Source organism: Actinomadura barringtoniae, from assembly GCF_017573505.1.
Classification (GTDB): Bacteria; Actinomycetota; Actinomycetes; order Streptosporangiales; family Streptosporangiaceae; genus Spirillospora; species Spirillospora barringtoniae.
Genome location: NZ_JAGEOJ010000013.1, coordinates 245,159 through 268,958 on the forward strand (window position 1 = coordinate 245,159; position 23,800 = coordinate 268,958).

Annotated in this window: 24 protein-coding genes and 1 tRNA gene; 11 read left to right on the forward strand and 14 right to left on the reverse strand. The window is 70.1% G+C overall.

Annotation, left to right across the window (positions count from 1 at the left end; genetic code table 11):
* Window positions 1–104 precede the first annotated feature (104 nt).
* The gene (locus J4573_RS54385; RefSeq protein ID WP_243773825.1) at window positions 105–917 is read left to right on the forward strand and encodes a MerR family transcriptional regulator; all 813 of its coding nucleotides are present in this window, start codon (window positions 105–107) and stop codon (window positions 915–917) included.
* Window positions 914–3,571: a VIT domain-containing protein gene (locus J4573_RS31065; RefSeq protein WP_208259446.1), complete on the forward strand. Its 2,658-nt coding sequence runs from the start codon at window positions 914–916 to the stop codon at window positions 3,569–3,571. The genes J4573_RS54385 and J4573_RS31065 overlap by 4 nt, the downstream gene beginning before the upstream one ends.
* A gap of 69 nt (window positions 3,572–3,640) precedes the next feature.
* Here J4573_RS31065 and J4573_RS31070 read toward each other — a convergent pair whose 3' ends face one another.
* The gene (locus tag J4573_RS31070) at window positions 3,641–4,942 is read right to left on the reverse strand and encodes an MFS transporter (RefSeq protein WP_208259447.1); all 1,302 of its coding nucleotides are present in this window, start codon (window positions 4,940–4,942) and stop codon (window positions 3,641–3,643) included.
* 80 nt (window positions 4,943–5,022) lie between these two features.
* On the opposite strand from J4573_RS31070, the gene J4573_RS31075 reads away from it, so the two are divergent.
* Window positions 5,023–5,907: a LysR family transcriptional regulator gene (locus J4573_RS31075; RefSeq protein WP_208259448.1), complete on the forward strand. Its 885-nt coding sequence runs from the start codon at window positions 5,023–5,025 to the stop codon at window positions 5,905–5,907.
* Window positions 5,908–5,976: 69 nt separating this feature from the next.
* Here the strand turns inward: J4573_RS31075 and J4573_RS31080 are convergent, their stop codons facing one another.
* Complete coding sequence (locus J4573_RS31080; RefSeq protein ID WP_307797037.1) at window positions 5,977–7,434, reverse strand: MFS transporter; 1,458 nt, start codon at window positions 7,432–7,434, stop codon at window positions 5,977–5,979.
* A 101-nt stretch (window positions 7,435–7,535) separates the two neighbouring features.
* On the opposite strand from J4573_RS31080, the gene J4573_RS31085 reads away from it, so the two are divergent.
* The 5 genes from J4573_RS31085 (at window position 7,536) to J4573_RS31105 (ending at window position 10,886) form a co-directional block, all read left to right on the forward strand.
* Entirely contained in the window at window positions 7,536–7,940 is a 405-nt protein-coding gene (locus J4573_RS31085; RefSeq protein WP_208259449.1) for a MarR family winged helix-turn-helix transcriptional regulator, read from the forward strand.
* Between the two features lie 293 nt (window positions 7,941–8,233).
* Window positions 8,234–8,644, forward strand: coding sequence for a nuclear transport factor 2 family protein (locus J4573_RS31090; RefSeq protein ID WP_208259450.1), 411 nt, complete (start codon window positions 8,234–8,236; stop codon window positions 8,642–8,644).
* Window positions 8,645–8,840: 196 nt separating this feature from the next.
* A complete protein-coding gene (locus J4573_RS31095; protein WP_208259451.1) occupies window positions 8,841–9,224 on the forward strand; it encodes a VOC family protein in 384 nt (127 codons plus the stop codon).
* A gap of 67 nt (window positions 9,225–9,291) precedes the next feature.
* Window positions 9,292–9,687: a YciI family protein gene (locus tag J4573_RS31100; RefSeq protein WP_208259452.1), complete on the forward strand. Its 396-nt coding sequence runs from the start codon at window positions 9,292–9,294 to the stop codon at window positions 9,685–9,687.
* The gene (locus tag J4573_RS31105) at window positions 9,684–10,886 is read left to right on the forward strand and encodes an RNA polymerase sigma factor (protein WP_208259453.1); all 1,203 of its coding nucleotides are present in this window, start codon (window positions 9,684–9,686) and stop codon (window positions 10,884–10,886) included. Before J4573_RS31100 ends, J4573_RS31105 begins: the two co-directional genes overlap by 4 nt.
* Here J4573_RS31105 and J4573_RS31110 read toward each other — a convergent pair.
* Together J4573_RS31110 and J4573_RS31115 are read right to left on the reverse strand one after the other, a co-directional pair.
* Window positions 10,881–12,068, reverse strand: a complete 1,188-nt coding sequence (locus J4573_RS31110; protein ID WP_208259454.1) for a hypothetical protein — start codon at window positions 12,066–12,068, stop codon at window positions 10,881–10,883. The genes J4573_RS31105 and J4573_RS31110 overlap by 6 nt on opposite strands.
* Window positions 12,065–12,241, reverse strand: a complete 177-nt coding sequence (locus tag J4573_RS31115) for a DUF1737 domain-containing protein (RefSeq protein ID WP_208259455.1) — start codon at window positions 12,239–12,241, stop codon at window positions 12,065–12,067. Before J4573_RS31115 ends, J4573_RS31110 begins: the two co-directional genes overlap by 4 nt.
* A 38-nt stretch (window positions 12,242–12,279) precedes the next feature.
* Between J4573_RS31115 and J4573_RS31120 the strand changes: the two genes are divergently transcribed.
* On the forward strand, window positions 12,280–13,188 hold the full coding sequence (locus tag J4573_RS31120; protein ID WP_208259456.1) for an endonuclease/exonuclease/phosphatase family protein: 909 nt from the start codon (window positions 12,280–12,282) through the stop codon (window positions 13,186–13,188).
* On the opposite strand, the gene J4573_RS31125 is transcribed toward J4573_RS31120, so the two are convergent.
* The 8 genes from J4573_RS31125 to J4573_RS31160 form a co-directional block, all read right to left on the reverse strand.
* Window positions 13,185–13,472, reverse strand: coding sequence for a VOC family protein (locus J4573_RS31125; RefSeq protein ID WP_208259457.1), 288 nt, complete (start codon window positions 13,470–13,472; stop codon window positions 13,185–13,187). The genes J4573_RS31120 and J4573_RS31125 overlap by 4 nt on opposite strands.
* Window positions 13,472–14,062 carry a dihydrofolate reductase family protein gene (locus tag J4573_RS31130; protein ID WP_243773880.1) on the reverse strand — a complete coding sequence of 197 codons (591 nt, stop codon included), beginning with the start codon at window positions 14,060–14,062 and terminating at the stop codon, window positions 13,472–13,474. Before J4573_RS31130 ends, J4573_RS31125 begins: the two co-directional genes overlap by 1 nt.
* Before the next feature lie 236 nt (window positions 14,063–14,298).
* The gene (locus tag J4573_RS31135; RefSeq protein ID WP_208259459.1) at window positions 14,299–15,042 is read right to left on the reverse strand and encodes a zf-HC2 domain-containing protein; all 744 of its coding nucleotides are present in this window, start codon (window positions 15,040–15,042) and stop codon (window positions 14,299–14,301) included.
* A complete protein-coding gene (locus tag J4573_RS31140) occupies window positions 15,035–15,610 on the reverse strand; it encodes an RNA polymerase sigma factor (protein WP_208259460.1) in 576 nt (191 codons plus the stop codon). Before J4573_RS31140 ends, J4573_RS31135 begins: the two co-directional genes overlap by 8 nt.
* A complete protein-coding gene (locus tag J4573_RS31145; RefSeq protein ID WP_208259461.1) occupies window positions 15,607–17,082 on the reverse strand; it encodes a beta-propeller fold lactonase family protein in 1,476 nt (491 codons plus the stop codon). The genes J4573_RS31140 and J4573_RS31145 overlap by 4 nt, the downstream gene beginning before the upstream one ends.
* 139 nt (window positions 17,083–17,221) lie before the next feature.
* A tRNA-Thr gene (locus J4573_RS31150) sits at window positions 17,222–17,297 on the reverse strand.
* A gap of 57 nt (window positions 17,298–17,354) precedes the next feature.
* Window positions 17,355–18,863, reverse strand: coding sequence for an alpha/beta hydrolase (locus J4573_RS31155; RefSeq protein WP_208259462.1), 1,509 nt, complete (start codon window positions 18,861–18,863; stop codon window positions 17,355–17,357).
* An 11-nt stretch (window positions 18,864–18,874) separates the two neighbouring features.
* A complete protein-coding gene (locus tag J4573_RS31160; RefSeq protein WP_208259463.1) occupies window positions 18,875–19,546 on the reverse strand; it encodes a TetR/AcrR family transcriptional regulator in 672 nt (223 codons plus the stop codon).
* A gap of 112 nt (window positions 19,547–19,658) precedes the next feature.
* On the opposite strand from J4573_RS31160, the gene J4573_RS31165 reads away from it, so the two are divergent.
* Both J4573_RS31165 and J4573_RS31170 read left to right on the forward strand, forming a co-directional pair.
* Window positions 19,659–21,140, forward strand: coding sequence for a DHA2 family efflux MFS transporter permease subunit (locus tag J4573_RS31165; protein WP_208259464.1), 1,482 nt, complete (start codon window positions 19,659–19,661; stop codon window positions 21,138–21,140).
* 111 nt (window positions 21,141–21,251) lie between these two features.
* Window positions 21,252–22,283, forward strand: a complete 1,032-nt coding sequence (locus J4573_RS31170; RefSeq protein ID WP_208259465.1) for a glycoside hydrolase family 6 protein — start codon at window positions 21,252–21,254, stop codon at window positions 22,281–22,283.
* A gap of 135 nt (window positions 22,284–22,418) precedes the next feature.
* Here the strand turns inward: J4573_RS31170 and J4573_RS31175 are convergent, their stop codons facing one another.
* A complete protein-coding gene (locus J4573_RS31175) occupies window positions 22,419–22,871 on the reverse strand; it encodes a hypothetical protein (protein ID WP_208259466.1) in 453 nt (150 codons plus the stop codon).
* On the reverse strand, window positions 22,868–23,770 hold the full coding sequence (locus J4573_RS31180; RefSeq protein ID WP_208259467.1) for a hypothetical protein: 903 nt from the start codon (window positions 23,768–23,770) through the stop codon (window positions 22,868–22,870). Before J4573_RS31180 ends, J4573_RS31175 begins: the two co-directional genes overlap by 4 nt.
* Window positions 23,771–23,800: the final 30 nt, after the last annotated feature.

Sequence of the window (23,800 nt, forward strand, 5' to 3'; positions counted from 1 at the left end):
GGGAGTTCAAGGACTTTGACCTTCTTGTGGCCGCCGACCGGGCATCTCGGTGATCATTAAGCGTTTTGTTGACAGTGTCATGATGACAGTGTCACTATCAAGCCATGGACGGCACCTGGACCATCACCGAGCTGGCGGACCGCGCCACGGCGGCGCTGGCCGCCGGCGACGCCGTGCGCGTGAACGGCCGGGTGCGCGATCTGCCGAACGAGCGCCTGATCCGCTGGTACACCACGATCGGCCTGGTCGACCCCCCGCTGGGACGTCGCGGCCGCACCGCCCTGTACGGCCCGCGGCACCTGCTCCAGCTCGTCGCCGTGAAGCGCCGGCAGGCCGCCGGCCGCACCATCGCCGAGATCCAGACCGAGCTCACCGGCGCCACCGACTCGACGCTCACCGAGATCGCCCGCATCCCCGCCCACTCGCCCGACGACACCGACACCCCCGAAGCCGCGGCCACCGACACGACCACCCCGGCCAGAGAACGCTTCTGGCTCACCCGCGCCACCGCTGCCGACGCGGCTTCCGACAACGCGGCCCCAGGCAGCGCAGCCCCAGGCAGCACGACCCCGGCCAACTCGGCCCCAGGCAGCGCGACCCCGGCCAACTCGGCCCCAGGCAACGCGGCCCCAGGCAGCGCGGCTGCTGGCAGCGCGGCCTCGGACGGCACCGGCTCGCACGATGTCGTCTGGGATCGCCCGGTTTCGGCAAGGCCTGCGACGGCCGGCGAACGGCGGGAGCCGCTCTCGGTCGTTCAAGGGGTCCGGCTGGCCGCGGGCCTGACCCTCATGCTCGACGTCCCCGCCCTCACCGGGGACGACCTCGCCGCGATCGAGATCGCGGCCCGGCCGCTGGTGGACGAGCTCGCGCGCCGCGGTCTCATCGGCTCCATCGACTCTCCCGGGAGGTCCTCGTGACCGTGCACATCACACCGTTGCCCGAGCCCATCGCGCCGGAGGCTCCCGGCGGGGGGCTGGGGGCGCTCAGCACCGACAAGGGCAACCTGCCGCTCGACTCCGTCGACGTGCACGCCTCGATCACCGGGCTCGCCGCGGGCATCGAGGTCGTCCAGGGGTTCCGCAACCCGTTCGACGTGCCGCTGGAGGCCACCTACGTCTTCCCGCTGCCGAACCGCGCGGCGGTCACGCGGCTGCGCATGGAGGCGGGCGACCGGGTCATCGAGGGCAGGCTCAAGGAGCGCGGCCAGGCCCGCGAGGACTACGACAACGCCATCGCCGCCGGTCAGCGCGCCGCGATCGCCGAGGAGGAACGCCCGGACGTCTTCACGATGCGCGTCGGCAACATCCTGCCCGGCGAGCGCGTGACGATCCGGCTCACGCTCAACCAGCCGCTGCCGTACGAGGACGGCGGCGCCACGTTCCGCTTCCCGCTGGTGGTCGCGCCCCGCTACATCCCGGGCGACCCGCTCGACGACGCGCAGGCGGGTGACGGCGTTCAGTCCGACACCGACGCGGTGCCGGACGCGTCGCGGATCAGCCCGCCGGTGCTGCTTCCCGGGTTCCCGAATCCGGTACGCCTGTCGATCGGCGTCGACATCGACCCGGCCGGGCTGCCGCTCAGCGAGATCAAGTCCGCGCTGCACGTGGTCGCGGAGGAGTCCGCCGAAGCGGGCGGGAAGACGACCGTACGGCTGCAGCCGGGCGAGCGCCTGAACCGCGACTTCATCCTGCGTCTCGCGTACGCGCCGCAGGAGACGGCGGCGCTCGCCCTCACGCCGGACGCGCAGGGCGAAGAGGAGGGCGAAGGCACGTTCACGCTGACCGTGCTGCCGGCGGGCGAGACCCGGCCGCAGCCGCGCGACGTCGTGCTGATCCTCGACCGTTCGGGCAGCATGCACGGCTGGAAGATGGTCGCCGCGCGCCGTGCCGCCGCCCGCATCATCGACACGCTCACCGCCGACGACCGGTTCGCGGTGCTCGCGTTCGACAACACCATCGAGCGGCCGCGCGACCTCGGCACGGGCCTGGTCGCCGGAACGGACCGCAACCGGTTCCGCGCGGTCGAGCACCTCGCCGCGATGGACGCGCGCGGCGGTACGGAGATGCTGTCGCCGCTCACCGAGGCCGCGGCGCTGCTGGCCGACTCGACCGCCGACCGTGTTCTCGTTCTCATCACCGATGGTCAGGTGGGCAACGAGGACCAGATCCTCGCGCACCTCGTTCCGCGGCTTCAGGGCGTGCGCGTCCACACGGTCGGGATCGACCGGGCGGTGAACGCGGGCTTCCTGCGGCGGCTGGCCGCCGACGGGCAGGGACGCTGCGAGCTGGTGGAGTCCGAGGACCGGCTGGACGAGGCCATGGACAACATCCACCACCGCATCGGTTCGCCCATCGCGACCAACCTGTCGCTGCACCCGGAGGGCCTGGAGATCGTTCCGGACACGGTCGCGCCGCGGCGGCTCGGGGCGCTGTTCCCGGGCGTGCCGCTGGTCATCTCGGGTCGCTTCCGTGGCGCGCCGTCCGCCGGTGCCGCGGCCGCGGCCGTGGTCGTACGGGGCGACGAGAGCTGGGAGCAGCGCGCCGCCGGCGTCGCGGCCGAGGACCGGGCGAACGCGGCGGTCTGGGCGCGCGCGCATCTGCGGGACCTGGAGGACCAGTACGCGGTGGACGGCGGCGAGGAGTTGGAGCGCCGCATCGTCGCCACCTCGCTGAAGTTCGGCGTGCTGTGCCGCTTCACCTCGTTCGTGGCCGTGGACACCCGGGTCGTGACCGAGGGCGGGACGTCGCACAAGGTCGTCCAGCCGGTCGAGATGCCGCAGGGCTGGGGCGACGCTCCCGTGGACGCCGCCAGGCCGATGATGGCGACCCAGCAGATGGGCTACGACACGTTCTCGGTCAAGTCGGTGCGCGGACGTTCGCGCGCGGCGATGCCGCCGCCGGGAGGCGGCTACGGGATGGCCCCTCGGCCCGCGCCCGCACCGCCGTCCGCACCGCCGCCGCCTGCCGCGCCCTCAGCGCCCTCCGCGCAGTCCGGCCCGCCGCCTGCCGCGCCGTCCGGTCCGCCGCCCTCGACGCCGACCGGTCCGCCGAGCCCGCCGCGGCCTGGGCCGAGGCCTGCTTCGCGTCCACCGCTGCAGCCGGACGCCGACGAGCTGGACGTGCCCGACTTCCTGCGCGGGGATTCGGCGTCGGCCGAGTCGGCCGAGTCGGCCGAGCCCGAGTCGTACAAGATCCTGCCCGCGCCGGGGATCGAGACGGCGGCCGAGACGCTGGCGCAGGTACGCCGTGAACTGGGGCAGGAGTTCCAGCGGCTGACCCAGTTCGCCGCAGGCGACACCTTGCAGGCGCGGGCGCAGAAGCTGCGCGATCTGCTCGACAAGCTGGAGCCGATGGTCATGCGGCTGGAGCGGGTCGGCGCGGACGCGGCGCTGGTGGCTCCGCTGCGCGGCCTGGTGACCGAGCTTCAGGCCGTACGTTCCGGAGAGGGAGGCGAGCCGCCCAACCTCGAACGGCTGTGGGGCCAGACCACGCAGGTCCTCGCCGACTTCGTGGGCGCGGGCGGTCAGTCACAGCGCGGAAGCAAGCGGGCCTTCTGGAAGCGCGGCTCCTAGAAAGCAGAGAAACGGTCGCCGGTGGGCTTCACCCACCGGCGACCGCTTTCTGTCTTGTCAACAGATGCCTCATGCGCGGGCCACGCGGGCGTGGGTCAGGCGCTCCAGGGCGAAGAGCACGACCGTTCCGGCGGCGAGGGTGGCGCCGAGGATGCTGACGGCGGTCCAGCCGCCGTGCACCCAGATCACCGAGGTCAGTGCGGAGCCGACCGCGCCGCCGACGAAGAACGTCGTCATGAACGCCGCGTTGACGCGGTTGCGAGCCTCGGGCCGCAGCGCGTACACCACGTTCTGGTTGCTGTTGAGGAGCGCCTGCTGCGCCATGTCCAGCGCGAGAACGCCGATGACCAGCAGCACGATGTGCCGTCCGCCGAGGCCGAGCGCGAGCCAGGACGCGAGGAGCAGCACGGTGGCCCCGCCGGTCACCAGCTGCACGCGCCCGCGATCGGCCAGCCTTCCGGCGACGTTCGCCGCCAGCGCGCCCGCGACCCCCAGCAGCCCGAACAAGCCGATCGACGCCTCGGACCAGCCGTACGGCGGCTCGGCGAGCAGGAAGGTCAGCGACGTCCACAGCACGGTGAAGGCGCCGAGTGACAGCGCGGCGATCGCGGACCGCCAGCGCAGCAGCGGCTCGGAGCGGAGCAACGTGAACGTGGACTTCAGCAGCGTGCCGTACGACATGCCCCCGCTCTCGGCGTCCAGGCGCGGCAGGAAGCGGCGCAGCAGGAACGCCATCGTGATCATCGCGGCGGCGTGGAACCAGTAGACCGTGCGCCAGCCGCCGAGCTCCGACAGCACGCCGGAGAACGTGCGCGCCATCAGCATGCCCATCAGCAGACCGGTCATCACCGTGCCGACGACCTTGCCGCGTTCCGCGGGGGCGGCGAGCGAGACGGCGATCGGCACGACCACCTGGGCGCCGACGGAAGTGACCGCGGCGAGCACGGCGCCGGTGAGCAGCATCGCACCGTTCACCGCCGTGGCCATCAGCAGGACGAACAGTGCGGTCGCGCCGTACAACATCATCGCCAGGCGGCGGCGCTCCATCCGGTCGCCGAGCGGCACCAGGAGGAAGAGGCCGAGGCCGTAGCCGACCTGGGCCGCGGTCACGATCAACGCCGAGGTGGTGGTGCCGAGGCGGAGGTCCCGGCCGATCACGTCGAGGAGGGGGTGGGCGTAGTAGTTGCCCGCGACCGAAAGGCCGGTCGCGACGGACATCAAGGTGAGCAGGCCCTTGCCGAGCCTGCGTTCTTCCACCGGCGCGGCCGGCTTGGCCGTCGCGGCGGAACGGGCCGCGGAAGGGGCCGCGGAAGGGGCCGCGGAAGGGGCCGCGGAAGGGGCCGCGGTCGAGGGGTTAAAGGTCGTCGTCATGGTCATAGCCTCGCGTGGCGACGATCAATGAGTCCAACACATTGTTGTCATCCGATCGATCGTGAATCACGATGGATCCCGTGGAGCTTCAGCAGATGCGGTACGTGGTCGCGGTGGCCGAGACGGCCAACTTCACGCGCGCGGCCGAGCGCTGTCACGTCGTCCAGTCCGCGCTGAGCCACCAGATCGCGCGGCTGGAGCGGGAGCTCGGGGCGCGGCTGTTCGACCGTACGAGCCGGAGGGTGCACCTCACCCCGGCCGGGGAGGCGTTCCTGCCCGCCGCGCGACAAGCGCTGGAGGCGGCGGAACGGGCGCGGGCGGAGGTCGCGGCGGCGGCCGGGGAGATTCGCGGGCGGCTCGCGATCGGCGCCATCCCGACCGTCTCGTCGGTCGATTTGCCACGGCTCCTCGTGAACTACCGGACGCGTTACCCGCGCGTGCACATCAGCCTGCGTTCGGCCATCAGCGAGGAGATGATCGAGCAGGTCAAGGAGGGCACGCTGGACGTCGCCGTCCTCGGCCTGCCACCGGCGGGGCGGGTGGTCGGCCTGCGCGGGCACGAGCTGGCGCGCGGCGGGCTGGTCGCGATCGTCGCGCCCGGACATCGGCTGGCGGACGCGGGCGAGGTCGCGCTGGCGGAGCTGGCGGACGAGGAGTTCGTGGACTTCCCGACGGGCACGGGCGCGCGCGTTCAGTCCGACGACGCGTTCGAGGCGGCGGGCGTGCGGCGCGAGGTGGCGTTCGAGGTGAACGCCATCGAGTTCATGACGCGGTTCGTACGGCACGGGCTGGGGGTCGGGATGGTGCCCACCGCGTTCGCCGACGAGCTGGCGGGCGTACGGGTGCTGCGGATCACGGACGCGACGGCCCGGGTGGAGGTCCTCGTGTGGAGCCGTTCGCGGCCCTCTCCCCCGGCCGCCGCGCTGCTGGAGCTGTTCGACATCGATCCCGAGTCGTACAGCTAGTCGTTAGAACGCGGCAGAGCGCCCTCCCGGGGAGGGAGGACGCTCTGCGCCATACGGCTGTTCGCTAGGTCAGGCGGTGACGTGCTTGGCCTTGTAGCGGTTGAACAGCGGGATCAGGTTGAACAGCAGGCCCGCGATCGCGACACCGGTGACCAGGTTGACCCCGGGGTGGAACTGCCCGAAGTCCGCCTTGCCGCCGGAGCCTCCGTCGCCGGCGACCAGGGCGGTCACCACGGCCAGCACCAGCGCGGCACCGACCTGCATGGCGGTCTGCACCAGGCCGGAGGCCAGCCCCTGCTCGTGGTCCTCGATGCCCTCGGTGGCCTGCGCCATGATCGAGCTGAAGCCGAACGCGAACCCGCCGCCCAGGAACAGCATGGTCGGGAAGATCGTGACGGCGTAGTGCGGGGTGTTGCCGGCCGTGGCCAGGAACCACACGTACCCGATCGTCAGCGAGCTCATCGCGGTCAGGATCAGCGGGGCCGTTCCGAAGCGGTCGATCAGCTTGCCCATGAACGGCGAGCCGAACGCCACGAGCAGACCGGCCGGCAGCAGCGCCATCGCCATCTTCAGCGGCGACCAGTGCAGAACGTCCTGCAGGTAGAGGGTCATCATGAACTGGAAGCTGAGGTAGGAGCCCATCAGCGCCATGACGCTCAGGTTGGCGCGGATGATGGACGGGACCTTCAGGATGCCGAGCCGCACCAGCGGGTGGGCGACCTTCTTCTCGGTGTAGACGAACGCGGCCAGCAGGACCGCCGCAGCGGCGAAGGCACCGAGAGTCTTAGGAGCGAGCCATCCCCACGCGGGGGCCGAGACAACGGTGTAAACGGCCAGCAACATGCCCGCGGTGAGAGTCACGGCGCCGACCAGGTCGTGGCCGCCCTCCTCGGCGGGCTTGTCCTTGGGGATGAGCGCAATGCCGGCGATGAGCGCCGCGATGGCGATCGGCACCGGGATCAGGAACGTCCAGCGCCAGCCGACGCTGGTCAGCAGGCCGCCGAGGATGAGGCCGGACGAGTAGCCGCTGGCCCCGAAGACCGAGAAGACCGAGAGCGCCCGGTTGCGCGCCGGTCCCTCGTGGAAGCTGGTGGTCAAGATGGACAGGGCGGTCGGCGCCGTGAACGCGGCGGCCAGGCCCTTCACGAAACGGGTGACGATCAGGGTCGTTCCATCGTCGACAAGGCCGCCCACGAGCGAGGCCAGGGCGAACACCCCGAGCGCGATGAGGAAGACCCGCCGCCGCCCGAGCAGGTCGGCGGTGCGGCCGCCCAGAAGCAGCAGGCCGCCGTATCCGAGGACGTAGCCGTTGACGATCCACTGCAGGGAGGTCGTCGACAGGCCGAGCTCGGTCCCGATGGACGGGAGCGCGACGCCGACCATGGAGACGTCGAGTCCGTCCAGGAACAACACGGCGCACAGCACCGCCAGAACACCCCACAGCCGAGGGGTCCAGCGCTGCTCCGCAGGAGCGGTGGTGGTCGCTGAGTCAGTCGTGATGACTGGGGATGTGTCGGTGAGAGTCACGAGGGAGAACATTACATGCACACGCATCAAATGTCCAAGCATAAATTTCTGCAGAATTTAATGCGTTTGCATGCGGTCGGGGTGCGGACTAAGATGCGGCCATGAACGCGGAGACGGGCTTGGTGGAGCGCTGGCGCAGTCTCGCGACCTGCTACAACGAGGTCGCCTGTCATCTCGACAGGGAGCTCCAGGCCAAGCACGGCCTGAGCATGAGCGAGTACGAGGCGCTCGACCGCCTGGTCGGCAGCGATGGCCCCGCCTGTGAGCAGCGTCGCATGCAGGACCTCGCCGCCGAGATGTACCTCAGCCAGAGCGCCCTCTCCCGCACGGTCGCCCGCCTGGAGAAGCACGGCCTGGTCACCCGGGGCCTCTGCGAGTCCGACCGCCGCGGCGTCTTCGTCAACGTCACCGAAGCCGGCCTCCAGCTCCACACCGAGGCCCGCGAGACCCACCTGGCCATACTCGCCGAGCACCTCACCCCGGCCCCCGCTCCGGCCACGGCCTGACCCGCCGCACCCCAGGCGCACCCCGGGCCCACACCGGACCCACACCGGGCGCACCTCGGTCGCAGCCCGGGCGCACACCGGGCGCACACCGGGCGCAGCCAAGGCTCGCTCAGCCCGGTTGCCTGGCCCACGCCGCCAACCCAGCCCGTGCTGCGGTTTAGCGCGCGGCGGGCGTTCTTGCTGCGGTTTCTGGGCGTACGTCCGCATGCGGTCAGGGCTCATCCGGGGCATGGCCCCCGCGCGAATCCACCGCGGTGGACGCGAGCGGCGTCCGTTCACAAGGGGGCAAGCGCATGTCGGACAACGTTTCCGTAGTGCAGGAGCTGTACGAGGCGTTCGGCAAGGGGGACGTCACCGGGGTGCTCGACCGGCTGTCGCCCGCCATCCGGTGGAACGACGCGCAGGGAAACATGGCGCAGCGCGCCGGGGTGCCGTGGATGCAGTCCCGGCACGGGATCGCCGAGGTCGCGGAGTTCTTCAAGGTGGTCGGCGAGCTGGAGTTCCACCGCTTCGACGTCGTGACCATGGTCGCGTCCGGCGATCACGTCGTGGCGCGGGTGCTGCTCGACTACACCGCACCGTCGGGGGCCCGAATCCAGGACGACTCGCTGCATTTCTGGACGTTCGACGAGCTCGGCGCCCCGATCGCCTTCCAGGAGTACCTCGACACCGCCAAGGCCATCACCGCGTACCGCCCGACCTGACCACCTGGGCGGACATCGGCTGACCTGCTCGGCCTCCCCTGCTCTTCGCGGCGGAACGTCCCTCTCAACGGCGAGGGGCGCGTTCCGCCGTGAAGATTTTTCTGCGCTTCACGGCGGGCGACGTCGATATCGCGTCCGCGACTCCGACCTCTGCCGTGAAGCGCCCACCCGGGGCGCACGGACGACAGGAGCGGACATGGGACAGCCGGTGGTGCACTTCGAGATCGTCGGCCGGGATCCGGCGGCGCTGCGCGAGTACTACGGCGACCTGTTCGGCTGGGAGTACGAGGTGGGCGACGCGACCTCCGACCAGGTCTCCGAGCAGGGGCAGTACGGGTTCATGCCGCCCGGGGAGGGCATCGCGGGCGGCGTCGCCGGAGGTGCTAGCTTCAAACCGCGCGTCCTCTTCTACGTGGCGGTTCCGGACGTCGGGGCCGCGCTCGCGGAGGCCGAACGGCTCGGCGGGACCCGCGTCATGGGCCCCGAGCCCAAGAACGGGGGCGACTTCGCGGTCGGTCACTTCACCGACCCTGAGGGCAACCTGATCGGCGTCGCAGGACCGTCGGCACCGGTCGAGTGACTCGTCGAGTGGCTCAAGGAAGCCGAGGCCGCCGAGGCCGCCGAAGGAGTCGAGGAGGAGTGCAGCCGTGAAGTACCTGATCCTGGTCTACGGCAATCCGGAGAACTGGGAGCACCCGATGTTCCTGCGCAACCCGGAGTTCCTGGCGCTGCCTGAGGAGGAACGCGCCGAGCTGACCCGCCAGGCCGAGGATCTCCACAAGGAGATCACCGAGTCGGGCGAACTGCTGGTGGGCGCCGCACTGGCCGATCCGGTCACGGCGACGACGTTCCGCGGCAGCGGCGGGCTCCCGGTGGCGACCGACGGGCCCTACCTGGAGGCCAAGGAGCAGCTGGCCGGCTACTTCGTGGTCGACTGCGAGTCGCCCGAACGCGCCGCCGAGATCGCGTCCCGCTTCCCCGACGCGCGCCTGGCCGCCGTGGAGGTACGCCCGATCATGGACATGTCCGGCCAGGAGATGTGAAGAGCGCCGCCGATGACGGCATCGAGGACCTGCTGCGCCGGCTGGCGCCGCAGGTCCTCGCCGCCGTCGTACGGCAGTACGGCAACTTCGAGACCGCCGAGGACGCCGTTCAGGAGGCCCTGCTCGCGGCCGCGACGCAGTGGCCCGAGGACGGCCTGCCCGACCGCCCGGACGCCTGGCTGATCAGGGTCGCGTCGCGGCGGCTGACCGATCTGCTGCGCAGCGAAGAGGCCGGTCGGCGGCGCGAGGAGAAGCTCGCCGCCCTGCGCGAGCCTGAGGCCGCAGCTTCCTCTCAGGACGACACCCTCACCCTGCTGATGCTGTGCTGTCACCCGAGCCTCACCCCCGGCACCCAGGTGGCGCTAACGCTCCGCGCGGTCGGCGGCCTGACCACCGCTGAGATCGCACGCGCGTTCCTCGTTCCCGAGACGACGATGGCGCAGCGAATCAGCCGTGCGAAGCAGCGCATCAAGTCGGCCGGCGCGACGTTCGGCATGCCGCCGGAGGCCGAACGCCCTGAACGCACGCGTTCGGTCCTTCAGGTCCTCTACCTCATCTTCAACGAGGGCTACACCGCCACGTCCGGCCCTGACCTGCATCGCACCGACCTCACCGCCGAGGCCATCCGGCTGGCGCGGCAACTCCCGGAGGATGGTGAGACCAGCGGCCTGCTGGCGCTCATGCTCCTCACGGACTCGCGCCGCCCGGCCCGTACAACCCCCTCTGACGGAGCGCTGGTCCCCCTGGCCGAGCAGGACCGCGCGTTGTGGAATCAAGAATCCATCAACGAGGGACTGACCCTCATCGCCCACGCTTTGGCGAACTATCGCGTGGGTCCGTACCAACTCCAGGCCGCAATCGCTGCCGTGCATGCGGAAGCCAAGACCGCGGCCGATACCGACTGGCCGCAGATCCTCGCGCTGTACGAGCTGCTCACGGACCTGGACCCCAACCCCATCGTCACGCTCAACAAGGCCGTCGCCCTAGCGATGGTCGAAGGCCCGCGCCCAGGCCTGAGCCTTCTAGAGTCGCTCGATTCAGAACTCGGCCAGCATCACCGCTTGCACGCCGTACGAGCGCACCTACTGGAGATGGCCGGTGAACGCGACGCCGCCCGCGATGCCTACCGAACGGCCGCCCGACTAACGACGAGCATCCCCGAGCAGCGTTATCTCCGCGCCCGCGCCGACAAGCTATGAGTTGATGGAAATCGGGGCCTTCCCCAGACGAACAGGCCCTCCGGGCCCACCAACAGGCGGTCCACCCGGCCAGAGGGCTGCAAGATCTGCCGGAGTGAGCGGATCCCGGTACGCGGCATGCAACACCTCACGAACCACCTCCGGCGGAGCCTCCGCGAGCGCAGCGAACCAGTCGATCCCCGCCGGGTAAGACCACATATAGGAACGGTGAGCCGGATCCGTTCCCCTGTCCTTGAGATACCCCGCGATCGCCCTATCGGTCCACCACGGAACACACGCCCGCAGGTAGTCCGCGCACTCGATGGCAGAAGTCCCCGCGTTCAGGGAACGGTGCACCTGCGCAAGGACAAGCTGCGTATAGTGCCCGAGCCGTACGCGCGCGATGAGCACCTTGTCGTCGGGAAGCACGAACAGCGGCCAGGCCTGCGCAAGCCCCTCGAGCATCACCTGGTGTTGAGCGTGGATGGAAAGCAGCCGTACCCAGGGAACGTCCTCACGCGCCGCACGATCCGCCATGCTCGCGCTCTGCAACCCGTGCCCGAGCACCTCGTGCAATGCGAACTGCCGAGCACCCGTCTGCGTGAACTCGACGTTAGGAAGATTCAGCCGCAGCCGCACGTTCTGAGCGGCGCCGTCCAGCCAGTAGGCCCAGTAAGCCTCAACCTCGGCGGTCTCAACGGTCAGCGTGTAAGGCGCGGCACTCCCGGTCATCTCCCGGATCACCGGCTCAAGCTCCCGAGTAGCCTCACGGATCGCCTCCGGCGCCTCCGCGACGTCCATCAGCCCCTCGGCCCGCCTGAGCTCGGCGTTGGCCTCGGCACCCCACCGAATCCCGAGCTCGCCAAGCGCGTCCCGAGCAACCCGAGCCCGCTCGGCCAGATACTCCTCCGGCCATCCCGCGGCCCCGCACCCCTGCGTAGCCCGCAGGTAGTCATCCAGCTCAGGCCGTTCACCCAGCAAGGCACCCAGATAAGCGAGATCCGCATCAAGCCGAATCGCGAGCACCCCATCCGCCCGCTCCCGCAACTGCCGCAGCGCGCGATAGACACTCAACCGATCGACAGCCTCAGCGCTGTCCCCCGGGTAGCAGTCAAAGTCAATGATCGGCGACCCGCGTTCGGCCTCGTAGGCGTCCCACGACCGCAGTACCGCCTCGATCTCATCCCGCGGCGAAGAACTCATAGCGGCCTGATGAGCGCCTGGGCCACGATCACGCGCTCGCCGTCGAACGTCACGGCAGGCGAACCGTGCAGCTCGTACCCCAGGTCGAGCGCCTGGCTGACCCGCCGGCAGAACTCCGCGTCGTCCGGCCCGGTGAGCACGCGGTAGCGAGGAAGATCTTCAGCTTCGACCATGCACGCAGACTAACCCGCGCTGGCTAGGCTCATGATCCATGGGGCGATGGGTCAGTTGGCTACTGGTCATACCGTTCGCCGTATTCGCCGCCCTGCGCCTCTCAAGCTGGACCCCCACCTGGCGTTGGGCCTCGATCGTCGCCTTCACCCCCTACGTGGCAGCGGCCTCCCTCATCCCACTCCTCGTAGCCCTCATCCTCCAGCGCTGGCCCGCAGCCCTGGCCGCCCTGGCCACCACGGCCGTCTTCGCCCTCATCGTCATGCCCCGCGCCATCCCCAACGGCAACCCACCTGCCCACGGCATGCGCCTGCGCGTTCTAGCGTCGAACGTCTCCGGCGGCCAGGCCGATGCCGTCTCCCTCGTAAAGCTCGTACGCGAACTCCACCCCGACGTCCTCACGATCCAAGAACTCACCCGCGAAGAAGCCCAACGCCTGGACCAAGCAGGCCTCCGCTCGTTCCTCCCCCACTCGGTAGACCGTTCCGCCCCCGCCCAGGGCTCGGGCATCTACTCGCGCCTCCCGCTCACCGAGCAGCCCATGATCGAGCTAGGCGGCTTCCGCCAGGCCCGTGCCACCATCAACGGCGTGGAAATCGTCTCCGTCCACCCCTGCTCCCCCAGCGACGTCCACGACACCCCCTGCTGGTCACAAGGCCTGCGAGCCCTCCCCCGAGCAGGAGGCCCCCTGCGCGTCCTAGCGGGCGACTTCAACTCGACCCTCGACCACCCACCCCTCCGGCACCTCCTGAGCAGCGGCTACCGCGACGCCGCCGACGTCAAAGGCCAGGGACTACGCCCCACCTGGCCCCAGCGCTTCTGGAACGTCCCCCCGTTCACCCTCGACCACGTCCTGGCCGACCACCGCATAGCCGTCGAAGACTTCAAGGTCCTGCCCCTGACCGGCACCGACCACCACCCCGTCTTCGCCGCCCTCCGCCTCCCCTAGGAGCGCGTCCGGGTGACCGCTTCAACGACCCGCCCGTCCGGATCCTCCAGAACACGCCGCCCGGGTCCGGGCCCTTCCACCGCGAACCCAAGCCGCAGCGCCCCGGTCTCACCCCGCCGTCCAGCCGGATAGAGCTCGAGCACCGTCCCGTCCTCAAGCTCCGCGGCATAGTGCTCCGGCCCCTGACCATGCCTTTCCAGCACCAGCGGCAAGCCAAGCCCCGCATAGAAGGCCCGGCATTCCTCAAGCCTCGCCGTGTAGATCACGACCAGCCCCACCCGCATCAATCAACCTCATAGGTCAGATGAGTGACCGTCGACGTGGCGACAACACTCCTCTGCACCAACGTCCGCCGCGTACCACCGGTGAACAACGGCGTCCCAGCCCCCAGCACCACCGGCGCAAGGTGCAGCGTCAGCACATCGACGAGCCCGGCCTCGAACGCCGAGCCGATCGTGGCACCCCCGCCCATGAGCACCACGTCACGATCCCCCGCACGTTCACGCGCAGCGGCGACCGCGTCGGCCACCCCGGTCGTCACGAACGTCCAGTCAAGCCCGGTGAGCCGCACCGACTCCGGCGGCGAACCGGTCACCACCACGAAGGCAGGCTTGCCGACCTCGCCCGCCCCGTAACCGACCGTGTCGTCCCAGCCGCCCGGCCCATCGACCACGTCGAAGAGCCGCCGCCCAAGCACGACCGCCCCCGACCCGGCGGTCGCCTCCCTCAGCACCCGCTGGTCGTCCGGGTCATCGGAGAACGCCCACGTATGCAACGCCTCGCCCCCGGTGCCCAGCCCGTTCTCCGGCCCGGCATCAGGCCCGGTCACAAAGCCATCCAGCGAAACAGAAATATCAGCGATGATCCGAGTCATACCCAAGCAGACCAGCCGGCCCCCCAAAAACTCATCGCTCAGGCCCCCATCGACGGTCCTCGGCCAGGAGGCGCCTTCGGCTCACTTGGCTTGGTGATCGCAAGGCCCCGGTCCTGGCTGTCGACGATCAGGGTGTACGCCTCCCGCTCATCGGCGTCCGGATGCGAGCCGCTGACACCTGGTCCGCAGGAAGATCACTGGCTCGCCATACCGGCCTCAGAGGTGAGCGCCGCGCCCTAGGGGAAGTTGGCGGTCATGGCGATCGTGCCGGAGGTACGGAACTCGATGGTGCGGATGTCACGGATGTGGACGGGAGCCTGGATTCGGCTGCCCCAGCCGTGGGTGTCGCCCTCTGAGTCGAAGGGGTTCAGGGCGTAGCGTCGGCCGTCTTTGACGATCATGGTGACGGTGTAATGGCCGGAGCGGGGTGGCTGGCGGAATATGGCGTACACCCAGGAGGGGACGCCCTCGTAGGCGAATATCGTCGCTATCTCGGATGAGCCGGTGGGGACCAGGGGCGCAGCGCGGAAGTCCTTGCCGTGTGCGACGTGCAGAGTGTGCCGGTAATTGGCGGCCAACTCCCGGTCGGGGGCCGTACGCCACCACACGGCGCCTGCTGCGGCAGCGGCGACCGCGGCGGCGGTGATCAGGGCGGCGGCCCAGCGGACCGTCCGGCTGACACGGCGCGGCCGTTGGTGGGCACGCCGCGAGAACGTCCTGGATCTGAAGGCGGACGACCTTCGCTTCTCCAGGGCGAGCCGTTCCAGCGTTCTGGATTCGAATCCGGGCGGAGTCTGCTTCTCAGGCGTGAGCAGCATCAGCCCATCGAAAAGGTCGGCGATCTCGGCCAGTTCGCGGCGGCAATCGGCGCACGCGGTCAGGTGCTCCAAGGCCCGCGCCCGCTCGTCGCCGGTCGCCGCCCCGGCGGCGATCTCCGGGATCAGCTCGCGCACCTGTGCGCAGGGCCACCGCTCATTCATCGGTCACCTCCAGAACCTTGCGCAGACGGGCCAGACCCCGGCGGATCCTCGTCTTGGCCGTGCCGAGCGGGATGCCCTGGTGCTGGGCGATCTCTTTGACCGTCATGCCGTGTAAGGCGAACAGCACGATCAGCCGGCCCTGCTCGATGGGCAGCGCGCGCAGAGCGTCCCGCAGCCGCTCTCGTTCCTCAAAGCCGGGTCCTGGTCGTTCTTCGCGGGCCGCCAGCGTTCGCAACAGGAGGTCCGGGTCGGTCGGGCTCTCGCCGCGCAGGCGCACAGCGTCGATGGCGAGGTTGCGGGTGATCGTGAGGATCCACGTCGCGGCACGGCCCTTGCGCGGATCGTACGCGGCGGCGTGCCGCCACACTCGCAGGAACGTCTCCTGGGCGACTTCCTCAGCGGTGGCGGGCGACCTCACGATCGTGACGGCCAGGCCGAACACCCGCGCCTGGTAGCGGCGTACGAGAGCGGCGGCCGCCTCGGCATCTCCTGCCGCCATCCCGGCGAGGAGCGACTCATCGGTGAGGGCCCACAGATCGGGCACGATGGGATAGCCCTCGTCGGTCACCGGATTCTCACAGGGTCCGGTGCCGGCACCGGCGACCTGACCACGACCGGCGCTGAGGCTCGCGCGCGACCGGAACCGTTGCAGAGCGCCGATGTACCGGTGAAGACCAGATCGGTCGAGCAGCCCTCGTCGTCGGTGACCGTGACCTTGACCGTGTAGGTGCCCGGCCCCGGAAAACGATGCGCCGGCCGTGGCCCTCCGTCGCTCACCCCCGTGCCGTCGCCGAAGTCCCAGTCGTACCGAACGACACGCCCGTCACGATCGGACGAACCCGACGCATCGAACCTCACCAGGACACGCTCGGGCAGCACGGTGAACGAGGCCACGGGCCCCTGATCGGGGAGCACCGAGACCGACTGGAACGAGGCGCTCTGGCCGCCGGTAGGGAACGGGGAGCCTGGAACGGTCCGCAGCACACCGGTCGGCCCGACGTCGAATCCCGAGACATCGCCGGAGTCGAAATTGCTCACGTACAGATGGCGGCCGTCCGGCGTGGCGGCGACGCCCACCGGTCCACTACCGGCCTGGAACGGAGAGCCCGCGACAGGCTGCGGCACCCCGTTCTGCCCGACCGTATAGGCCGACACCGCGCGGGCGTCGTCGGGCCTCTCCACCCCAGGGCTGCTGACGAACAGGAGCCTTCCATCGGGGCTCAGCGCGATCCCCTCAGGAAAATCGGTGGCCGCGAAAGGCGACCCGGACAACGACCCCAAACTGCCATCTCGGCCTATGGCGAAGCCGAACACTTGGTCCGACCCGGTCGAGACGACGTACAGGAAACGCCCATCGGGAGACACCGCGACACCGTTGCCACCGGAACCGACCCGGGCGGGCGTCCCGACGCGGGTCAGCGTACGGTCCGCATTGACGGCGAAGGTGACGACGACGTCGTCACGCCCCTCCTCGGGCACCCCGTGACTGACGAAGACCCACCGCCCATCCGGAGACACCCCGACGCCCCGCGGACTGTCGAACCCCGTGGTCACAGGTTCGCCGAGCCGCGCCACCCCGCCATCCGGCCTGATCGCGAACGCCGTCACGGTGCCGGAGTCGATGTTGGTGACGTACAGCGCCTTGCCCGCCGGGTCGATGGCGATTCCGAAGGAGGTGTCCCCGCCGGTCCCCACGGGACCTCCGAGCGGATCGAGACCACCCCCGGACACCCTGTACACGGAGACGGTTCCCTGGTCCGAGACGACGTCGTCGCCGTTCACCCCGTACGCGTAGCGAGCGTCAGGCGAGAAGACCAGCCCGCGAGGCTCGTCGCCGGTACGAGCCCGCCCAGCCTCGGCCAGCCGCCCGCCGGGCCCGATCTTGAAGACGGTGACATCATCGGTCGCCCGGTCGGTGACGTACACCGTGCGCCCCACCGGAGGTCCGGCGTAGGACGGCGCCGTCGTGACCGGCAACAGAGCCGCCGCGACTCCCACCGCCACCAGCGGCTTCATGACTCCGAGCGTGCGAGGGATCATCCCGATTACCACCTTCGCTGTCAAAGACAGGTCCAGCGGTAGTACGGCGAACCCCCGCACCCGGATTCACCCAAAGCCCTCCACATGGGGGCAAGCACGCAAAAGGGCCCTTGCAGATGATCGCAAGGGCCCTTCTAAGTGGAGCCGCCTATCGGAATCGAACCGATGACCTATTCATTACGAGTGAATCGCTCTGCCGACTGAGCTAAGGCGGCTTGCCGCACGGGTGCGGCCGGGGAGCAGTCTACCGGGTCCGGGGAGTGTTGCGCGCATCAGCGGCAGAGGGTGCCGTCCTTGGGGGGCTCGCCGGTGGTGAGGTAGCGGTCGGTGGCCTCGGTGATGCAGGAGTTGCCTTGGAGGTAGGCGGTGTGGCCATCGCCGTCCAGGGAGAGGAGGCGGCCGTTCTGCAGTTGGGAGGCGAGGCTTTGGGCCCACTTGTAGGGGGTGGCGGGGTCTCGGAGGGTGCCGATCACCAGGATGGGGGCGCTGCCCTTGGCGGTGACGGGGGCTGGTTGTGTGTGGGTTTGGACGGGCCAGTAGACGCAGGGGAGGCCGCCCCAGACTACGAAGGGGCCGAAGTGGGGGGACTGCTTGGCTGCCTCGTTGACTGACTTCTCGTAGGTCGCCAAGTTGGGGTTGGGCTTGTCCACGCAGTTGACGGCCATGTTGGCGTCGGTCTGGTTGGAGTAGGTGCCGTCGGCTTCGCGCTCGACCAGCTGGTCTGCGAGGAAGAGCAGTTGGGTGCCGTCGTGGTCGTTGATGGCCTTGGAGAGGGCCTGGCGGAGAGTCGGCCAGAGGGTCTTCACGTAGAGGGGTAGAGCGATGCCCATGGTTGCCCAGGACTCGGTGACCTTGCGGTTGTCGCGGGTGTTGGAGAGGGGGTGGGCGTCTACTTCCTTTTGGAAGGTGGAGACCTTGGCTAGGGCTTCGTCGGTTGACTTGCCTAGGGGGCAGTCGGGGCGTTGGACGCAGTCGGCGGCGAAGGACTTGAGGGCGGTCTCGAAGCCCTTGGCCTGTTCGACCAGGGTTTCGGTGGAGCTTTCCTTGGGGTCGACCGCGCCGTCCAGGACGAAGGCCCTGATGTTCTGGGGGAACTGCTCGGCATAGGAGGCGCCCAGGTAGGTGCCGTAGGAGGCGCCGTAGTAGGTGATCTTCTTGTCGCCCAGGGCGGCCCGGAGGACGTCCATGTCGTGAGCGGCGTTGGTGGTGCCTACGTAGGGCAGTGTTTTTGATTTGGCCTTGCAGGTGTCGGCGAAGTTCTTGCTCGCGGTGACGAGGGTGTTGACCTCTTGGGGGTCGTCGGGCGAGGCGTCGGTGGCGAAGAAGTTGTCCAGCTGGGCGGGGGTGTTGCAGCGGACGGGGTCGCTCTTGCCGACGCCTCGGGGGTCGAAGCCGACGATGTCGAAGCGGCTGCGGATGTCGTTGCCGAACGCGCGGGCGGAGCTGCGGACGAACTCCACGCCGGAGCCGCCGGGGCCTCCCGGGTTGGTGAGGAGGGAGCCGATGCGGTGGGCCTGGTCGGTGGCGGGCAGGCGGATCAGGGAGAGAGTGAACGTCCCCGCTGAGGGTTTTGTGTAGTCGACGGGGACCTTCGCCGTGGAGCACTGGAAGCCGCCGCCGCAGTCCGACCAGTTGAGCTTCTGGGCGTTGACGTCGGTCGGATTGGCGGACTGCGCGGGCTTGGCGGACTGCGCGGGCTTGTCGTCACCGCTGCTACAGGCGGACGCCAAGGCCAGCGTTACGACGACCGCACCTACGAGCCTTGCGTGCACGCTGTACATGCGTGCCTACGCTACTCGGGGTCGCCGCCGAACTCGCGTTCAATGCCGTCGAGCAACCACTTGAGGCCCTCTTCGAAGGATTCGCGGGGGGCGACGCCGGCGTCGATGGCGCGTTTGAGGGTCGGGAACTCGCCGCTGGCGAGGAGTTCCTGGACGTAGGGCTGGTCGAGGGCCCCCTCTTGGGCGGTCTGGGTCTGCTCGCGTACGACGTAGCCGGTCATGTAGTGGTCGACGGCGGTCACGATCTTCCCGGCGGTGGCGATGTCGACACCGAGGCCGGTGAGGGCGGCCAGGGACTGCTCGCCGTGGCGGAGGCCGTTCGGGCCGATCTTGGGTTGGCGGCGGCCGACCAGTTCGATCACCCAGGGGTGGTTGAGCAGGAACTCCCGTTCGCGGCGGGCCACGGAGGTGATCGCCTCGCGCCAGTCGGCGGCGAGCTCGCCCTCGACGAGGATCTCGCCGCTGAGCTCGTCGAACATCAGGTCGAAGAGGTCTTCCTTGCGTTCGACGTGGGTGTAGAGGCTCATGGGGCGCACGCCGAGCTCGCTCGCGATGCGGCGGATCGTGACGGCGTCCAGGCCCTCGGCGTCGGCGAGCCTGATCGCGGTCTCGACGATCGCCTCGCGGGAGAGCTTGGGGCGCCGGCCGGCCCGCGGGCGGTCCCACACGGAGTTCTCTGCCATGTCCCGATCCTATCCGTACACCGTACGCCGTACGGCTGAAACGATACGTTGTACGTTTCGGCGATACGTTGTACGGTATCGACGATACAGCGTACGGAAAGGAGGGCTTGAGATGACGACGCAGACCAAGAGTCCGGCTCAGGAGGCCGGGATCGATCGAGGGCTGATCCAGCTCGCGGTCGTGGTGGTGCTCGGGGCGATCATGACGATCCTCGACACCACGATCGTCAACGTCGCCCTGCCCACGCTCGGCAAGGACTTCGACGCCTCGCTCTCGTCCATCCAGTGGGTCGCGACCGGCTACCTGCTCGCGCTCTCCATGGCTATCCCGCTGACCGGCTGGGCGGTCCAGCGCTTCGGCTCGCGAACGATGTGGCTCATCTCGCTGGGCCTGTTCATCGGCGGCTCGCTGCTGTGCGGCATGGCCTGGGACGTCACGTCGCTGGTCGCGTTCCGGATCGTCCAGGGGCTCGGCGGCGGCATGATCATGCCGGTCGGGCAGACGATGCTGGCCCGGGCGGCCGGGCCGGACCGGATGGGCCGGGTGATGAGCATCGTCTCGATCCCCGCGATGCTCGGGCCGGTGCTCGGACCGCTGCTCGGCGGCGTGATCGTGGACAACCTCAGCTGGCGCTGGATGTTCTATGTGAACGTGCCGCTCTGTGCGGTGGCGCTGATCGCCGCCGTACGCCTGCTGCCGCGCGACACCGAGCGCAACGCCGAGGCCAGGCTGGACTTCGTGGGAATGGCGCTGCTCTGCCCCGGCCTCGCGGCGCTGGTGTACGGGCTGTCGGAGGCGGGCGAGGGCGGCGACCTGAGCAACCCGCGCTTCCTGGCGGGCTCGATCGCGGGCGCGGTGCTGGTCGCGGCGTTCGTGGTGCACGCGCTGCGCAGGCGGGAGAACGCGCTGATCGACATCCGCCTCGTGCGCAGTCGCGCCTGGACGACCTCGACCGCGGGCCTCTTCTTCTACAGCGGCGCGATGTTCGGCCTGATGATGCTGGTGCCGCTGTACGGATCGGTCGTACGAGGCGACAGCGCGCTCAGGGCCGGGATGCTGCTGTCCCCGCTGGGCGTGGGCGCGGCCATCGCGATGTCGCTGGCGGGCAAGCTGTCCGACCGGTACGGCGCGCGGCGGCTCGCTCCGATCGGACTGGTGGTGATCCTGGCGGGGATCCTCCTGCTCACCACGATCGACGCCGGCACCGGGCGGACACTCGTCATGGGCGCGATGTTCCTCATCGGGATCGGTCACGGCGTGATGGCGCCGTCCCTGATGGCGGCCTCCTACCAGGGCCTGCCGCGCGCCTCGATCCCGTCCGCGACGACCGGATCGAACGTCCTGCTCCGCGTCGGCGGCTCGTTCGGCGTCGCCGCGATCGCGGTCATTCTCCAGCTGGCCATCCAGGACCACGTGCCGGGCGCGAGCGGCAACCTCAAGGAGGCCGCGGCGCAGCAGACCGCGCAGACTCCCGCGCAGCTCACCGCCGCCGTCACCGACACCGTGTGGTGGGCGGCCGCGATCGCGGCGCTCGCGCTGATCCCGCTCCTGCTGTTGCCGAGCAAGATTCGTCCAAAGAACGAAGATCAATGAAATCCCGGGAAACGGTCGATTCCGGGGCCGACTCGTACCACACTGGCGTGCCGAAACGCTTGATCATCGCGCCTGCGATGGTCACTCCCCGTTCCTGAGGAGAGACGTCAAGTGCTGACAAGGAAAGCCCCCATAGCCGTCGCCGCCCTCGCGCTCGCCCTCACCGGGTGCACCTCGCAGGGGGCGGCGGGCCTGAAGTCCGCCAACGGCCCCGAGGCCCGGAGCGGCACCCAGGCGCAGAACGACGCGGCGATCGCGGCGGCCCAGGCGGCCAGCCCGTTCTACATCGACCCGACCTCCAATCCGGCGGTCTGGGCCAAGAAGAACCCGCGCGACTCCCGTGCCGCCGCCATCAAGAAGTCCATCGCGACCAAGCCGATGGCCAAGTGGTTCGGCAACTGGAACGCCAACATCGGCAAGGACGTGTCGTCCTACGTGGGCGCCGCGGCCAAGGCGAAGAAGACCCCGATCCTGGTCGCGTACAACATCACCGACCGCGACTGCAAGGGCGCTTCGCAGGGCGGTGCCGGCAGCGCCGCCGCGTACCGCACGTGGATCTCCAAGTTCGCCACCGCGATCGGCAAGCGCAGCGCCGTCGTGGTGATCGAGCCGGACGCCGTCGCGCAGCTCGACTGCCTGCCGAAGGCCGCGCAGAAGACCCGCACCGCGCTGCTGAAGTACGCGACGCAGCAGCTCAAGGCCAAGGCGCCGAAGGCCAAGGCCTACCTCGACGGCGGCAACGCCAAGTGGATCGCCCCGGCGACCATGGCGTCACGGCTGAACGCGGCGGGCCTGAAGAACGTCCGCGGCTTCGCCGTGAACGTGTCGAACTTCTACACGACGGCCCAGTCCGTCGCGTACGCCAAGAAGGTCAACAGCAGCCTCAAGGCCAAGAGCGGCTACGCGCGGCGCTACATCGTCGACACCTCGCGCAACGGCAAGGGCGCCATCGCGGGTCAGTGGTGCAACCCGGCAGGCCGCAAGCTCGGCACGACCTCCCGCACGGGCGGCACGTCCGGCGCCGAGTACCTGCTGTGGATCAAGGTGCCCGGCGACTCCGACGGCCCGTGCGGCGTCGGCGCCGGCATCCCCGCCGGAACGTTCAGCCCGGCGCTGGCCGGCCGCCTGATCAAGGGCAGCTGACCCTCCGTACAAGCTTCGGATAGGTTCCGGACGCGCCCGCTACTCCCTTTTCGCGTCCGGAACCCGCCCGTGTGCACGGCCCGGCCCGTTCGGGGGCTCAGCGGCCGGGCCGTGCCTCAGGGGTGGCGCTGCGGATCACCGCCCCTGGCCCTCCTGCCCCCGCTGGCCCCGCTGCGGGGCCAGCGACGAGCACGCCTTCATCGCCTTCTGCTGCTCGGCCGACATCGACCGCATGGGACCCGGCGCACCGCTCGGACGCCCGCTGGGACGCCCGCTCGGCCAGTTGCTCGGCCGCCCCGAGGGCATCCCGGACGGCCGGCCCGAGGGCGCACCCGAAGGAGCACCCGAGGGCGCACCCGAAGGAGCGCCGGACGGCGCGCCTGAGGGCTGCCCGCCACGACGGCCGCCCCGGTCGGGCATCTTCACGCCCTGCTTCTCCATGCAGCTGCGGAACGCGGCCATCGGATCGGCTCCGCCCGAAGGCCTGCCGGACGCCGGCGACGCCGCGTTGCCGTTCCCGCCGCACGCGGCTGTCGCGAGCAGCACGCCGCCCGCCGCGGCCACGAGTCCCATACGCCCTAGCTTCATCGTCGCTCCTGCTGGTTGACCGAGGTCGCGGTGACCGTGCCGTCCTTGCCCGCCGAGCCCCGTACGACGACGGTGGCGCCGGCCTTCAGGTCCTTGGCGGTGCCGGACGCGGAGATCTGGACGCGGGTGGATCCGCTGGTCGAGACCTTGACCGTCTTGCCGTCGGCCGTCTTCAGATAGATCGTTCCGCCGACGACCTTGCTGACGGTGCCCATGGTCACGTCGCCGCCGCCGAAGCCGCCGAACCCGCCCCCGAAGCCTCCGCTCGGGCGCTGACCCGAGCCCTGGCCCGTGCCCTGACCCGGGGCCTGACCCGGGGCCTGACCCGGGGCGCCGCCGCCGGGCCCGCCATAGCCACCGAAGCCGCCATAGCCACCGCCCGAACGACCTGCGCCCGGCGCGCCGCCGCCCGCCACGTTCGGCGAGTTGTTGTCGTCCTTCGACCAGGCCTTCTGCGCCTGGACGCCGCCCAGGAACCCGGCGACGATCAGGACGCCGGCGCCCAGGTAGACGGTCACGCCGGGCAGCGCGCGCGGCCGGGGCCGCGCCTCCGCCAGCTCGGTATCGAGGTCGTCCTTGAACGGCGACGTCGACAGCAGCTCGCTCTCACCGAACCCGCCGCTCTCACCTGACGCACCGTCGTCACCGGACGCACCGCCGCCGGACGCCCCGCCACTGCCGGACGCCCCGCCACCACCGGACGCTCGGCCATCGTCGGACGTCCTGCCCTCGCCGGACGCCCTGCCGTTGCCGGACCTCCCGGGCCATCCGGACGCCCCGGGCGGCTCAGGCACCCCGGAAGCCCCGGACATGCCGGACGCGCCGGGCGGTGGCCCGGGCTCGCCGCTTCTGCCGCCCTCGCCGTAGTCGCCGGCCTCGCCGATTCCGTGTGGGGACACGTTCGTTTCTCCTCGCGAACGACGCCTGGA